Source organism: Pseudomonas sp. ZL2, assembly GCF_054788455.1.
Map to the genome: position 1 here is coordinate 38499 of NZ_JBGOGX010000014.1, position 14968 is coordinate 53466.

13 protein-coding genes are annotated in these 14968 nt (G+C 62.3%); 3 read left to right on the plus strand and 10 right to left on the minus strand.

The annotated features are described in order from the left end of the window. Positions 1-34: 34 nt before the first annotated feature. From ABM562_RS12405 to ABM562_RS12440, 8 genes are all read right to left on the minus strand, one after another. Positions 35-2422 (minus strand): DUF3772 domain-containing protein, encoded by a 2388-nt coding sequence (locus ABM562_RS12405; RefSeq protein ID WP_460422143.1) that lies wholly within the window; start codon positions 2420-2422, stop codon positions 35-37. Between the two features lie 128 nt (positions 2423-2550). Then, complete coding sequence (locus ABM562_RS12410; protein ID WP_115089549.1) at positions 2551-2739, minus strand: hypothetical protein; 189 nt, start codon at positions 2737-2739, stop codon at positions 2551-2553. 230 nt (positions 2740-2969) lie between these two features. After that, positions 2970-3989, minus strand: a complete 1020-nt coding sequence (locus tag ABM562_RS12415) for a class I SAM-dependent methyltransferase (RefSeq protein ID WP_460422145.1) — start codon at positions 3987-3989, stop codon at positions 2970-2972. Between the two features lie 14 nt (positions 3990-4003). Continuing rightward, complete coding sequence (locus ABM562_RS12420) at positions 4004-5257, minus strand: OprD family porin (RefSeq protein WP_115089550.1); 1254 nt, start codon at positions 5255-5257, stop codon at positions 4004-4006. Between the two features lie 92 nt (positions 5258-5349). After that, on the minus strand, positions 5350-6738 hold the full coding sequence (locus ABM562_RS12425) for a tripartite tricarboxylate transporter permease (RefSeq protein WP_115089551.1): 1389 nt from the start codon (positions 6736-6738) through the stop codon (positions 5350-5352). Beyond that, positions 6735-7211 carry a hypothetical protein gene (locus ABM562_RS12430; protein ID WP_115089552.1) on the minus strand — a complete coding sequence of 159 codons (477 nt, stop codon included), beginning with the start codon at positions 7209-7211 and terminating at the stop codon, positions 6735-6737. Before ABM562_RS12430 ends, ABM562_RS12425 begins: the two co-directional genes overlap by 4 nt. 58 nt (positions 7212-7269) lie before the next feature. Beyond that, the gene (locus tag ABM562_RS12435) at positions 7270-8181 is read right to left on the minus strand and encodes a hydroxymethylglutaryl-CoA lyase (protein ID WP_115089553.1); all 912 of its coding nucleotides are present in this window, start codon (positions 8179-8181) and stop codon (positions 7270-7272) included. Then, complete coding sequence (locus tag ABM562_RS12440; RefSeq protein ID WP_233674396.1) at positions 8181-9467, minus strand: hydroxymethylglutaryl-CoA reductase, degradative; 1287 nt, start codon at positions 9465-9467, stop codon at positions 8181-8183. The genes ABM562_RS12435 and ABM562_RS12440 overlap by 1 nt, the downstream gene beginning before the upstream one ends. A gap of 137 nt (positions 9468-9604) precedes the next feature. On the opposite strand from ABM562_RS12440, the gene ABM562_RS12445 reads away from it, so the two are divergent. Continuing rightward, positions 9605-10975, plus strand: coding sequence for an aminotransferase-like domain-containing protein (locus tag ABM562_RS12445; RefSeq protein ID WP_115089555.1), 1371 nt, complete (start codon positions 9605-9607; stop codon positions 10973-10975). Positions 10976-11100: 125 nt separating this feature from the next. Next, on the plus strand, positions 11101-11637 hold the full coding sequence (locus ABM562_RS12450; protein WP_460422234.1) for a hypothetical protein: 537 nt from the start codon (positions 11101-11103) through the stop codon (positions 11635-11637). A 42-nt stretch (positions 11638-11679) separates the two neighbouring features. Here the strand turns inward: ABM562_RS12450 and scpB are convergent, their stop codons facing one another. After that, positions 11680-12483, minus strand: coding sequence for a methylmalonyl-CoA decarboxylase (gene scpB, locus ABM562_RS12455; protein ID WP_346616965.1), 804 nt, complete (start codon positions 12481-12483; stop codon positions 11680-11682). A gap of 127 nt (positions 12484-12610) precedes the next feature. Between scpB and ABM562_RS12460 the strand changes: the two genes are divergently transcribed. Beyond that, positions 12611-13546, plus strand: coding sequence for a LysR substrate-binding domain-containing protein (locus tag ABM562_RS12460; protein WP_460422149.1), 936 nt, complete (start codon positions 12611-12613; stop codon positions 13544-13546). On the opposite strand, the gene ABM562_RS12465 is transcribed toward ABM562_RS12460, so the two are convergent. After that, positions 13547-14899: an SLC13 family permease gene (locus ABM562_RS12465; RefSeq protein ID WP_115089559.1), complete on the minus strand. Its 1353-nt coding sequence runs from the start codon at positions 14897-14899 to the stop codon at positions 13547-13549. Positions 14900-14968 lie beyond the last annotated feature (69 nt).

Here is a 14968-nt window from a genome sequence, read left to right on the forward strand (position 1 = left end):
CCTGAGGTACTGGCCTTGTCACCGGACAGGCAATTCAGGTTGCCGGGGCCGCCGGCTTGGCCAGCTCTATACCCGCCGCGCCCAACCGCTTGAGAATCTCGAACAGCAGGTCACTCTTGGTGGTGCCGACGATCCGCGGGCTGCTGACGTAGCCGGTCACCGTCAAGGTAATGCCGTCGGGCGTGAGTTTGCTGAAGCGCACGAACGGCGCAGGCTTGTCGAGGATGGTCTCGTGCTCGCAGTAGGTGTCGTAGAGCAGGGTCTGCACCTGCTCGGGGTCAATGTCCAGAGGGAACACCAGCTCCAGCGTCGCCACCCCCTGGGCGCTGCCGCCGAGGGTGACGTTGCGCAGGTTCTGCGAGATCAGCTGCGAGTTGGGCACGATGACGATGGAGCGGTCGCTCAGCTGGATTTCGGTGGCGCGCACGTTGATGCGGCGGATATCTCCCTCGACCCCGCTGATGCTGATCAGGTCGCCAACCTTGACCGGGCGCTCGGTGAGCAGGATCAGGCCGGAGACGAAGTTCTTGACGATTTCCTGCAGGCCGAAGCCGATCCCCACCGACAGGGCACTGACGATCCAGGCCAGGTTGGTCCATTTCACCCCCAGCGACGACAGGGTCAGGAGGATCACCAGGGCATAGCCGATGTTGGCGAACAGGGTGCTGAGCGAGGCGCACATGCCCGGGTCCATGTCGGTCTTGGGCAGGAACTCGTTGTCCAGCCAGCGGCGCAGGGTGCGGATCAGGTAAATGCCCAGTACCAGGGCCAATACGGCATTGAACAGGTGCCCGGGGATGATGTTGAACTGACGCAAACCGGCGCCGCCGAGAAACGCGACGATGTTGCTGATCAGTTGCCCCAGAGTGGTGCCGATGCCGCCGACGAACAGGGTGATGACCGCCAGCAGCAACAGCCCGGCGCGGCCGAAGCCGGAGATCAGCGTTTCGACCTGGTCCAGGCGCCGGTCACCGATGCCCAGCAGCTCTTTGAGCGCCTTGCCGCTGGCCTGGCGGGGCGAGAACACATACTCGCAGCCGTCCTTGAACACCTGCATCAGCAAGTAGAAACCGGCCAGCAGGATAAACACCCAGACCACCTCATAGGTGACGAAGCGCGCCAGCGACACATAGCCAGTGAGCAGGGCAATCACCGAGGTGACCATGGCGATGCTGGCAATGGTGTAGATCAGCCCGGCCATGGTCGACGCGGCTTCCGGCGCGTCCCCGGCGGCGGCCATCGCCCGGCGGGTAGTGCTGGTGCGCACCAGCAGGGCGATGATGAGGCCGGTGATCACCAGCGCGGCAATGCCTCGGCCAGCGATGACCAGCTGGTTGCTCATGCCGGCGGCATTGGAGATCTGCACCAGGGTCACCAGCACCAGCAAGGCACCGGCCAGCCAGCGGGCATAAGGCTGCAATGCCAGGGCCACCGGATCGGCGATATCCGGCAGGCGCCAGGAAGGATGCTGGGTCGACAGCAGCGCCCGGCTCAACCCGGTAATCAGCACACAGGTGTAGGCAAGTTTCTCGAACTCCTGGGAGAAGGTCGCCAGCATCGACGGCAACGGCAGGTGACGGGTACAGGCGTAAAACAGCAGCTCCAGGGCAATGCCGGTGGCCAGCAGGGTCGCCAGCACCGAGGCCAGGGCCAGTGAACTGCGCCGCAGGCGGCCTTCGGGCACGCGGTTCATGCACGCCCAGGCCAGCCAGCGTTCCACCATCCGGCGGCCCAGGGTCCAGGTCAACAGGGCCAGCAACACCAGCACCACCGTGGAGAAACGCTGACCCGGCTGCCAGACGGCCCCGGCGGTCACGCCCAGCTCATTGAAGAACGCCTGCAAGCGTTGGCGGTCGTCAGGCGAAGGGTTGAGTACCGGCGACCAGAATGCAGGGTTGAGCAGGCTTTGGGTGCTCAGGGTCAGTTCGCTTTCGAGCATGCTGCGACGAATGCCGGAAATCTGCGTCAGCAGGTTGGTGGCGCTTTCCTTGAGCGTCTCCAGCGTTTTGAGGGTGGTATCAAGGGTGTTTTTTTGCTCGGTGAGTACCGTGCGTTGCGCGGCGATGTCCGACTTGCCCGGCACCAGGGCTTCAACCGGGGCCGGGCCGAGCACCTCCAGTTGCGCGCGCAGTTGTGCCTGCTCAGGCAGGAGCGCAGTGGACAGGCGGTCGATATCGACGATCAGCGCCTGCAGCCGGTCTTGTGGGCCTTCAAGCTGGTTGTAGTTGTTGGCCTGGGAAATCTGCTGCTTGAGGCTGTCCAGGCGCAGTTGCAAGGCTTGCAGGTCGTTCTGGGTCACCTTCACCGCAGGAACTGCAGCATTGGCCGTCGCAGGCGCTGGCGGTTCGGCTGCCTGCCCGAGGGCAAACGGCTGCAGCAGGGTAAGGGCAATGATGCCGATGATCTTCAAAGCATTGCGCATGGTAATGCCCTGTATGGTTGTTGATCTCCCAGCTTTTGAGGGTAGGCCATCAGCGGTTGATCGCGGGATCAATTTGCAGTCATCTGCACGTCAGGCAAAACCCTCATTGCCCTGGGAACCCGCGAGGTTTATGACGGGCAAGTGAAGTGGGTGGGGGCCTGGGGTGCCAGGACCAGGTGCAACGGTACAGGCTGTTGCCCATCAAGGGCAGGGGGCTCGAAACTCACCACCAACAGCGGCTGGCGCTCGGTCGTGCCGCCTGCCACTGCGTTGGTCATCCGGGCGTGGTTGGCTGCGATTTCATTGAGAGTAGACACGTTACATCTCCGGTGACCGAGCAAGGCTATTGCTGGCGTCCATAAGCGTTAGGTTGATTCGCCGTCGCGTCAGGATTACGTCGCTTCACGACGGCGAGCGCCAGCCTTTGCAATCCGTACGCCAGCCTTGTCAATAAACGGGCAGGCGCTGCCGGTTTGCGATGAACGGAGGTGAGGCAGGCATCGCTCATCGTTAACCTGAGTGTAACGATGAGCCATGCCCTGGGTGCTTAATGCACAGGATTGATGAACGGGCCACCTGTCATCTGGACGAAGAGCTTGCGGAACTCTTCATTTTCAGGGGTAAGGATCAACGCTTGACGCAGGAACTCAAGCCCTTCGCGAGCATTGTCCAGCTGGCAGCTGAGGGCGAAGGCCAGGTAGAGGTTATGGGGGTTGAAGAAGTCGAACGACAGCGCGACCTTGACCAGGTGCAGCGCACCTTCCAGGTCTTGCGCCTGAATCCGGGCATTGAGTTCATCGTTGAACTGACTGGACTCTTTGTATGTCAGGGCCGACAGGCCGACTTGCTTTCTCAATACAACAGTATGGCCATTGCCGACTTTCGTATCAGTCTCTTCGACGCCTTCGATCAACCAGTGCCCCAGCCCCACAGAGTTGATCAGGTTGATTGCCCGCAGCATGCTTTGCAACGAGAACACGTGGTAGTGGCCGCGCCAGTTGTATTCATCCATCTGGCTCATGTCGATGCGCTTTTCGTACGCATCGATCATGTGCTCAAGGGTGGTCAGCGCTCGAACCCGGTCATTGGGGTCGGCGTTTCTTTTCGGGAATATGCAGAAGAACACGCCGTCATTCTTTACCACCCGCGAGGCTTCGATGTAGGCCGCAAACAGGTTCGGCACATGTTCGATGACGTGCGAACTGATCAGGTAATCGAAGGTTTCGTCGGCGAACGGAATGTCGGTGAAGTCGCCCAGTGCGTCGATCCGGGCGGGCTCGGTCTGGTAGTTGGCCTGTTCGTTTGCGTAGAGCTTGAAGTCTTTCAGATCGAGCGGATACAGAAACGACTCGCCGTCACAAGGCCCCACATTGAGGCAGTCCGGCAAGTAGAAAGCATTATGGCTGCCGGCACCGATTTCCAGGCCGGAACCCTGACAATACTTGTTGGCCAACGCCATACCGTTCACGTTCATATCGACTCGTATTCCCTCTGAAAATAAATGCCAAGCCGAGCACCTGGCCCACGCACCAAGGCTATCGGCAGGGATGGAAAATAGTTGAGCCATCCCCGCCGCCCGGCCTACAGAAACTTGATCGGATAATTGACGATCAAGCGGTTCTCATCAATGTCGTAGGTACTGAAGTCCCGGCGCAGGGTCGAATTGCGCCAGCGCACCGACAGGTCCTTGAGCGGGCCGCTTTGGAAAACGTAAGCCAGCTCCGACTCACGCCCCCATTCCTTGCCATGGTCGGTGGCGCTGGTGTGCACATGGTCACCGGACAGGTAGCGGTTCATCAGGGTCAGGCCCGGCACGCCCAGTACGACGAAGTCAAAGTCGTGACGCAGTTGCCACGAACGCTCGTGGGCGCTGTCGTAGCTGGAGTTGTAGGTATCGTTCGCCAAGGGGTAGCCGGCCGTGCCGTTGACCCGCATCCAGCCGGTCTCGCCATATACCCGCTGCAAGCCCAGGGAGAAAGTCTGCCCGCCGGTTTTGGCGGAAAGCATCAAGGATGCGGTTTTATTGTCCATCTGCCCGGCTTTCGCCGAACCGTGTTCATCGCCAAGAAACAGACCCAGGTTGGCACCCAGCCGCCAGGTGCCGACGGCCTGGCTATGGATCACGTTCAGGTATTGCTGCTGGTAGATATCCTCAAGCTGGGCATACCAAAGGCCCACCTGCGTGGCCTTGTCATTGAACTGGTACTCGCCGCCGGCGAAGTTGAAACGGTCCGAAGTGGCGTCGGGGCGTCCGCTCATGAACAGGCGCTCCATGCTGGCGTCGTTACGCGGGCTGTTGCCGCGAAACTGGCCGGTATAGAGGGTCAGGTTCTCGATTTCCCGCGAGGTGATCTGCGCCCCGCGAAAGGTCTGTGGCAATGAGCGGCCGTCATCGGAGCGCAGGATAGGCAGCAGGGATGCCCATTCACCGACTTTCAGTTCAGTGGCAGAGTACTTGGCTTTGACCGCGACACCCAGGCGGCCGAAATCGTCTGCTGGCCTGCCGCCATCGTGTACAGGCAGCAGTTGCGTACCCGCCGTGCCGCGGCCGCCGTCCAGCTTGACCGAGTACAACCCCAGCAGGTCGACGCCAAAGCCCAGGCTGCCCTGGGTGAAGCCTGAGCGCAGATCGAAAATGAAGCTTTGCGTCCATTCTTCGGCCTTGCCCTGGGGGTAGGCGCGGTCGACGAAATTGCGGTTGTGGTAGAAATTGCGCAGGTTCAGCGATGCGCTGGTGTCGTCGACCAGGCCGGCTGCCGCCACCCCAAGCGAGGCCGTCGAGCACAGCAACAGGGTCGCAAGTTCTGGTGTTTTGCCGCGTACAAGGATTTTCATTATTGTTATTTCCTTTCTATTGAGCGCAGGACGCCCTCGCAGCGCAAAGGCTGCGAAAAATGATGGTGTCCGCGGTTACGGGGGGAGGGGGGTTACGCGCCCAGCAAGGCAACCAGGGCCGGAACGGTTAGCACGGCGGTGTAGTAGCCCATGAACTGCACGCCAATGTTGAAGCCCAGAAAGCGTGAGAGAAATCCGCCCAACAGGCCAATGGTGACAATCACCAGCAAACCGAGCAGGCCCCCTTCCCAGATGCCGATCACCAGGATCAGGCCGACAAAGGTGGCGATCACCGCTTCATGGCTGATCTTGCGCGACACATAGGAGGCCGCCCGGTGCGCGTAATTCATGGTGAAGGGGTAGGCGATCAGAATGGCCACCACCACCGCCAACATGCCGTAGCCAAGAAACTCCCAAGTGCTGAGCATCGAGTGCAGGTTGTTCACCTGGCCGGTGGCGGTATCGACGCTGAAGCGCGGCGGCGCATTGAACAGTGGCGCTGCCGGGCCGGCGGCGACCGGGCTCAGGGGCAGGCCGAAGGCAATCAGCGGAATCAGGGCTTCGGCGAGGTAGGTGGATTCGGTGACGCCATTGCGCGCCGTGATGACCGTGGTCAGGCGATGGTAGACATGCTTGACCCGTGAGCCGACGGCCTCGCCCATGATCACCGTCATGGCCACCGGGCTGAACACGAAGGTAGCGCTGGAGACGATGGCGGTGACAGCCGTCCACAGGCTCTGTTTGCTGTCCAGTACGCGCAGCGGGTTGGGAAAGAACCCGCCCCAGCTTTTTACATCCGGCGACAAGGAGAACGTGCGCAGTTCCTGGCGGCGCATGGCGGCGCGCTCGGCCGGCGCGAGCAGGGAGAACAGCGCGGCAATCAACGGGCCGATGGCAATGCCGAGGAAGTAACTGACACTGAGCTTGACTCCGTACTGCGCGGTCAGGCTTTGCAGGCCGACAATCACCATGACGAAGGGTATCAAGGTCAGTACAGCGGCCAGGCGGCCTTTGGAGAACCAGGCGATGGCCACTGCCGCCAACAGGAACACCCAAGGCGCAGCGTGTTTGATCATGTCGCCGAACGGCGCAAGCATCACCGCGAACAACACCGCCATTGGCACCGCAATCAAGGCAGCGATCACCGCACCGGAAATCATCTTGCGCAGGGCAATATGCGGGACGCCCAGGTTGCGCAAGAAATTCGCCTCGCGCATGAGTGGCGTCGCCATGGTGTCGCCCGGAATACCCAGCAATGCCGTCGGTACGGCATGGGTCATGTGCTTGGCCACGGCGCCCGCCAGGAAGAACGTCAGCACACCGGCTGCCGGCACGCCCAGCAGTACCACCAGCAAGGTCAGCGGGGCGAGGGTAGTGGTTTCATCGCTGCCGGAGATCAGGCCGATCCCGGCAAATATCACCGCGCCGAGGATACCCATGCCCAGGGCGATCAGCAGTTGATCCAGCAACAGAGCGATCATGACCGGCCTCCATTGACACTTGCTGCGCGCACAACAACGGCAGGTGACACATCAGGGTTTGGCGGGGGCGCGTTCAGGCCTTTCTCGTAATCGGCGAACAGATCATAAAGATCCATCTCCCGCAGCTCCGCAATCGTCGCCGCGGGCAGGTCAGCCAGACTGCCAAGGGGGCCGAATTCGTTCTCCAGCTCCACGAGGATTTTCGCCCGCCAGGCGGGGTCTGCCAGGTGCTCGACGACATTGCGCTTGGGCTTGAACAGCGCGGCACTGATGGCGCCGCCGGCCAGGCAGCCGACAATGCCGACCAGCATCGCGTAGGCACGGGCCATCTGCAGCGACTCTACCCAACCCACCAGCAGCTGTTGCGCGGTGAAAAAGGCGCCGAGGCTGACGGTTGCGCCGATGGCGATGGAGTAGACCAGGTGGCGACCCTCCACGGTGTCGCCCCAGACTTCGAACAGTTCGGGTTTCATCTAGATTCTCCCACTGCCCTTGCGGGCTTTTATTGTTATGAACGTGAAGAGATAACGCTTATCGCATTGTGCCCAGGCTACGTTTGGCGAGCAGGGCACGGGCTACCCTGGATGCCGTTGGCCGGCCGAGTTCGGCACTGATGAACTCACCGGTATCGATCAGTGCCTGAAGATCGACGCCGTGGCTCAGGCCCAAGCCGTCGAGCAGGTACACCAGGTCTTCGCTGGCAACGTTGCCTGTGGCACCTGGCGAATACGGGCAACCGCCCAGGCCGGCGACCGAGCTGTCGAAGACCCGGACATCGGCCTCCAGCGCCGCATGGATATTGGCGATCGCCATGCCGTAAGTATCGTGGAAATGCCCGGCCAGCGCGCTCACCGGTACAACCTGGCGACAGGCCTGGATCAGCGCCCTGGTCGCCGCCGGTGTCCCGGTGCCAAGGGTGTCGCCCAGGCTGATTTCGTAGCAGCCCATCCCGAACAGTGAAGCACTGACGGCCGCCACGGCTTCAGGTTTGACCGGGCCTGTGAACGGGCACGCCATGACGCAGGACACGTAGCCGCGCACCCTGACGCCGGCATCGCGGGCGCGCACCATGACCTCCTGGTACTGGCGCAGGCTTTGCGCAATCGAACAGTTGATGTTCTTGTGCGAGAACGCCTCGGAGGCCGCCGCGAACACGGCAACCTCCCGGCAACCTGCCGCTATTGCCGCCTCCAGGCCTTTGAGGTTGGGCACCAGCGCCGTCCAGGTCACACCCGGGCGCACCGGCAATGCCTTGAACACTTCATCGGAACCGGCCATCTGCGGCACCCAGCGAGGCGAAACGAACGCCCCGGCCTCCAGGGTTTGCAACCCGGCGTCGGCCAACCTTTGCAGCAACCGCACCCGGGTCTGCGGCGACAGCGTCAGCGTTTCATTCTGCAGGCCATCCCTGGCGCCGACTTCGACCAGCCGTACAGCGTCCATTACTGCGCCCGCTTGTGCTTGAGCAGTTCAGCCGCTTTGTCGGCGCGCACGTCGCGGGCCTCGACCATCTGCTTGACCAGCCAGTTGACCTCTTCGCCCCGGGCGCCGGCCGATAGGGCAATGTTGCGCGCGTGCAAGGCCATGTGACCACGTTGTATGCCTTCGGTCGACAATGCCCGCAGCGCACCGAGGTTTTGCGCCAGGCCAACGGCTACGGCGATTTCGGCAAGTTCCTGGGCGGTTTTCACCCCGAGAATGCGCAGTGACAGTTGCGCCAGGGGGTGAGTCTTGGTGGCGCCGCCAACCAGCCCGACCGGCATGGGCATTTCCAGGGTGCCGACCAGATGCCCCTGGCGATCTTTTTCCCAGGTGGTCAGCGAGCCGTAATGGCCCTGGCGGCAGGCGTAGGCATGGGCGCCGGCTTCCACTGCGCGCCAGTCATTGCCGGTGGCGACGATCAACGGGTCGATGCCATTCATGATGCCCTTGTTGTGGGTGGCGGCGCGGTAGGGATCGACCACGGCGAAGTTGTAGGCATCGAGGATGCCTTCGATGACTTCCTCGCCCTTGTAGGCGGCGGTGGTCAGCAGTTCAGGGGCGATGCGCACCTGTGCCCGGGCAAGGCGCAGGTCGGCCAGGTTGGAGAGGATGCGCAGGCGTACCGTGCCGCCGGTGATTTCCTCCAGCAACGGCGCCACCGCTTCGGCCATGGTGTTGACGGTGTTGGCACCCATGGCGTCGCGCACATCGACAATCAGGTGGGCGACCAGCATCGGCCCGCGTGGGCTCTGGGCGAAGGTATGCACTTCGATGTCACGGCAGCCGCCGCCGAGCGTGTTGAGCAACTGGTCCTTGCGGTTGGCCAGCTCGATGATCTGGTCTTTGCGGCGCAGCAGGCTCAGGCGGGCATTGAAGGGGTCGTCGATATCGACGATCTGTACCTGGGCACGCATCAACGGCAGCGAGCTGGAGGTCTGGAAGCCCCCGGCGTCGCGCGCCAGCTTAGCCATGAACGAGGCCGCGGCGACCACCGAAGGCTCTTCCACCACCAGCGGCACGATGACGTCGCGGCCATTGATCTGGAAGTTGCTGGCCACCGCGTAGGGCAATTCGAATGTACCGAGCACGTTTTCGATCATGCCGTCGGCGATTTCCAGCGGCAACGCGCCGGCATCGCTCAGCAGGGCAACGTCCTCCTGAGGAAGGCCAAGCACCTCTTGCAAGTGGCTCAGGCGTTCAGTGGGCGACATGGCACGGAACATGGGCAGGCGGGAGTCGATGCTCATGGGGAGGGCTCTCTTGCAGTTATTGTTGTGAGTTGGCGCCACCCTAGTCCGATCTGTTCCGGCAAAGAAGGTACAGTTTGGACAGACAGTACCTAAGCTGTACCCTCTGTGAACCAACGCATTCAGGACTCCCGACCATGGCGCGGCTGACCCTCGCAGAGCAATTGGCAGCATCCTTGGTCGAGCAGATCGGCAACGGCACCTACCGCGTCGGCGAGCGCTTGCCGTCACTGCGCGAGTGCATGCGCTTGTTCGGCCATTCGAAAAACACCGTGATCAACGCCTATGAAGCGCTGGCTGCCCAAGGCCTGGTTGAAGCGCGACACGGGCAGGGCTTCTTCGTCAAACAAGGCGCGCCGAGCAGCAACGAGGCGGAAGAGCCACTGCCTTACGAGCGGGCGATGGACACCATCTGGCTGATGCGTCAGCAGTTCGTCCGCGAGCCCGGTCATTCACCGTTGGGTGAGGGCTTCCCCCCGGTCGAATGGTTGAAGGACATGCGCCTGGACAAGTTCACCCGGCAAATCATGCGCACCGGGGTGACCACGCTGTTCCGCTATGGCAACCGGCTGGGCAACGCCAGTCTGCGCCAGCACCTGGTGCAGAAGCTGGCCAGCTATGCGATCACCGCCAGCCCCCGGCAAATCGTCACCACCCACGGCGCCAACCACGCCCTGGACCTGATCATCCGCCGCTTCATTGCCCCGGGCGACAGCGTGCTGGTCGAAGACCCTGGTTACTACCCGCTGTTCGGCAAGCTGCAACTGCAAGGCGCGCGGATGCTCGCGGTACCCCGACTGGCGGACGGCCCGGACCTCGAGGTGCTGGAGCAACACCTGCGGGTGCATAAGCCCAAGCTGTTTTTCATTCAGTCCGTTGGCCACAACCCGACCGGCTCCGATATTTCCCCCGGCAAGGCGCATCGGCTGGTGCAGTTGGCCGAAGAGCACAACTTCATTCTGGTGGACGACGATGCCCTGGCCGATTTCAAGCCGGCCTCGGCGATCAAGGTATCGGCGCTGGATCAATTGCAGCGCTCGCTGTACGTCGGCAGTTTCTCCAAGTCTGTTTCAGCGGCCTTGCGGGTCGGCTTTATCGCCGGCAGCAAGGAGGTCATCGATGAACTGGGCGATCTGAAGATGCTCCTGCACACCAGCACCTCGGAGCTGTGCGAGCGCACCGTCGACGTGATCCTCACCGAAGGCCACTTTCTGCGGCACGTGCTCCGCCTTCAGGAACGCTTGAAAGCGGCCACCACGGCCGGCTTGCAGATGCTCGACGAGATCGGTGCCGAGGTGTTTGCGAGACCGGAGCAGAGCCTGTATCTGTGGGTCAGGTTTCCCAGGGTAGATGATGCCAGGGAGCTGACCCGGCAGTTGCTGCCCAAGGGCTTCATGATTGCGCCGGGGCATATTTTTTCGCCGGAGCAGGCCCGGGTGAATCCGTGGACGCGGTTGAACGTGGCGTACTTGAATGATGCCTTGCTCAAGGCGGTATTGAGCGAGTGAGCGGGGCGCCACTCGCGTTGGTGAAATAGTGGCAATTCGGTATCATTGACAGCTTCGTTCAATAAGGAAGAACAATGCATCCGTCGTTTTCACTGTCGTCCCTGAAACTGCCTGTTGTCTTGCTAATGACGGGCTTGATCAGCGCATGCTCCAACTATCACTACAAGCACTACCAGGCTGATTGGGCGCCGGAGTCCATGACCCCGTATGACGTGTCCAACAAGGCGGTCGATGCGCCTGAAGTGTATTTCGCAACCGTACGCTACCGGGCACTCGGCGTGCCTTATCATCGCCTGCTACTGGTGACGCATGTAGATGACCAGTTGCTCGAAGGCGCAGGGCGCCGCTCGATTCTCGACGTCTCTGGCCAACAGGCGCTGCGGCTGACACCCGGCAAACACTCCCTGACCTGGTGCTGGGCATCGATGAACGCGCTGGGCACCGGCGGGGCCAAGTGCGGGCTTACTGCCCGCGATGTCGAGTTCCGCGCCGGCCAGCGCTACATCGTCGACTTTTCGACCCGCGAGAGCATCAACGGCTATCCGGGGCGTGAGACCATGACCATCAGCATCGACTCCGAGATTCGAAACCTGGATACCCGGGAAGTCGTCTACCCGCCGCAGGGTGTCGGCAAGGTCATCAAGAGCCTGGAACAAGGCTGAATTCGTCGCAGCCATGCAACGCAGGTAGCCAGGCATCCGCAATCAGGCGCCAGCCCCGGTGAACACGGGGGGGCGCCGCTCCAGGAAAGCCTCGACCCCTTCACGCAGGTCACTGCTCTCGCAGGCCTGGCGGCGCAGTTCGGCGATGCGCTCCATCGCCTCCACCGGCATCGGCTGCAGGTCTTCCAGTATCCGCAGTTGTTCCTTGACCGCCTGCACCGCAAGCGGCGCCTTGGCGGCGATCTGCACGGCCATTGCAAGGGCCACGTCATCGAGTTGCTCAGGGCTGGTCAGGCGATTGATCACGCCAAACTGCAGGGCGCGGTCGGCATCGAGCGGGGACGCGCAGAAGAACATCTCCTTGAGCACATGAATCGGCAGGTTGTGCATGAAACGCAGCAGCCCGCTGGTGGTGTAAGGCACGCCCAGATTCGACGGGGTCATGGTGAAACTGGCGCTACGGTCTGCCACCACCAGGTCACAACTCATCACCAGATCGACCGCTGCGCCCCAGACGCTGCCAGACACCTTGGCGATGACCACGCCCGGATAAGCACGCACCCGTCGCAGCAAGCGGTCCAGGGGTTTGCCATGAGCCACGGGATCGCGTTCCGCCAAAACCTCGGTGATGTCGTGCCCGGCGCTCCAGACGCCCTGTAGCGGATCGCAGCCGAGGATGACAACCGCGATGCGCTGTTCAGCGAAGCTGACTAACTGCTGATCCAGTGCCGTCAGCAATTCGCAACTGAGCGCATTGCGGCTGCCGGGATTCGACATCGCTATGGTGCCGACCCGCCCCTGGAGAACACTGACCGACAGTAACGGCGACACATCATTCTGACTCATTGCAGCTCCCTTCCTTTGCGCCCCTGATATCCGGCACTCAGGACTATAGTGAGTATTCTCATAGCCATGAAATATGTTATTCCTTGGCCCCGATCTGTTTTACTTATGAACCTCGCCGAGCCGCCCTATGGACCTTCGACAGTTACGCTACTTCGTCAGGGTTGTTGAACACGGCAATGTCACCCGCGCCAGCGAAGCCCTGCATATTGCCCAGCCGGCGGTGAGTCAGCAGATCCGCAGCCTCGAGCAGGACCTGGGCATGCAGTTGCTGACCCGCAGCGTGCATGGCGTCAAGCCGACTGCCGCCGGCCAGACCCTCTACCGCCATGCCCTGGACCTGTTGCGCCAGGCCGACAGCACCCGCGAGCTGCTGCGCCAGGACGCCGAAACCCCACAAGGCAAGGTGTCGGTGGCCATGCCGTCGAGCACGTCACGGCTGGTCGCCATTCCCCTGGCGCGAATGATCCGTGATCGCTACCCGGGGATCATGCTCGAACTGATCGAAGCCCCCAGCGCCGACCTGCCGGGGCTGCTGAGCAACAGACGGGTGGCCCTGGCGGTGGTCACCGATGCGGTCGAAACGCCCAGTCTGGCCTTGCAGCCGTTGCTTACCGAAGAGCTTTACCTGATGGTCTGGCCCGAGTTCGCCCTGAGCTCGAACAAAGTCTCGATTGCCGAGCTGGCGCAGATGCCACTGGTGATGCCCAGTGCGCCCAACTCGATCCGCAGCCGGGTCGAATGGGCGCTGCGCGAACACGGGCGCCCCTGCGAGATCCTCTTCGAAACCAGCTCGACCTCGCTACTGTTTGCCGCGGTGATGGCCCGGCTTGGGGTTACCGTATTGCCGTGGTCTGCCGCGTACCTGGAACTGCATGAACACAAACTCAAAATGGCCAAGGTCGATCACCCGCAGTTCACCCGCGAGCTGTCATTGTCCTGGCATCGCGCCGATGTCATGAGCAATGCCGTGCAGAAGGTCAAAGCCGCGATCATCGAGCTGACTGGCGAACTGCGCCAGCGCCCCGAGTGGGCCCGGCAAGATGACCAGCCCCGGCCCCACTGATCACAGCACGCCGGGGACCACCAGGGTCAACCAGGCGACACAGGGCCCCAGCAAGGCAATCACAGCGCTGTAGACCAGCAAGCTGCGCAGCACTTTTTCCCGCTGCTCCTGGGGGGTGTTGGCCACCACCAGTGCGCCATTGGTGGAGAACGGGCTGGTGTCGACAATGGTGGTTGAAATAGCGATGGCCGCGACCACGCCGATGGCGCTGATCTCGCCCTTGCTCAGGAACGGCACGGCCAGGGGAATGATCACCCCGAGCAGCGCCGTGGACGAGGCGAACGACGAGACGATTGCGGCGGTGACGCACAGCAGCAAGGCCACCAGCAGTGGCTGGCCCAGGCTGGAGATGCCATGGGCGACATAGTCGATGGTGCCGATGGCCTGCATCACCCCGATGTAGGTGATGATCCCGGTGATCAGCAGCACGGTCGACCAGCTCACCTTGTCGATGGCCGCCTTCTGCGCCTTGGGCGCGATCATGGCCAGGACCACCGCGACCGTCATCGCCACCAGCCCGACATTGAACTTGAAGACCAGCGCCGAAACCCCCAGGACCAGCAAGCCGACCAGCGTCGACAGCTTGGCCCAGTCCAGGTCATTGACCGCCTGCAGCGGCGCCCCGGCACCGGTCAGGCCGGTGCGGTGGTACGCCGGGGAAGCCGGTGTGCCGCCATGGCCGAGAATCGCCAGGGATGCGCCGGCGACATGCAGGTCGGGCCCCGGGCCGACCGCCACCAGCGCCAGGCGTGCGCTGCGCAGCCCGCCAAAAGCGACGAAGACCACCATGGCGATGCCCAGATTGAACAGCAGGCTGGTGATGAACAAGGTGATCGGCGCATAGGGCAGGCCAGAGGAGGCAACGATCTGATTGGTGATGCCACCGAATATACTCACCGGCGAGAAACTGCCGCCCTGCGCACCGTGAATCACCATCAGCCCCATGAGCACGGGATTGATGCGGTACTGCACGGCAAAGTTGAGGGCAATCGGCGCAAGGATGGCCGCCACTGCCGGGCTCAGGGCGCCGAAACCGGTGAGCAGCGCCGCCACCACGAACATGACCCAGGGTATCCAGGCCACATGGCCGCGAACCAACAGCACCGCGCGCTCGATCAGCCAGTCGATGGTGCCGTTGTTCTGGGCGATGCCGAACAGGTAAGTGACGCCGACCAGGGTTAGAAACAGGTCACTGGGAAAGCCGGCGAAGATGGTCGCCGGGGCCATTTCCAGGAGCAGCGAACCGACCACAAAGGCCGCGGCGAAGGCCAGCGCGCCCATGTTGATGGGCAGGATGCTGGCGATGCCGAAGATGATCACCAGGACGATGATCGAGAGCATTTCATTGTTCATTTCAACCTGACTCCCCGCGTTTGGACGGCCCCGCAGAGACCGTCCTTGTTGTTATTCTTTCGGGTTTTT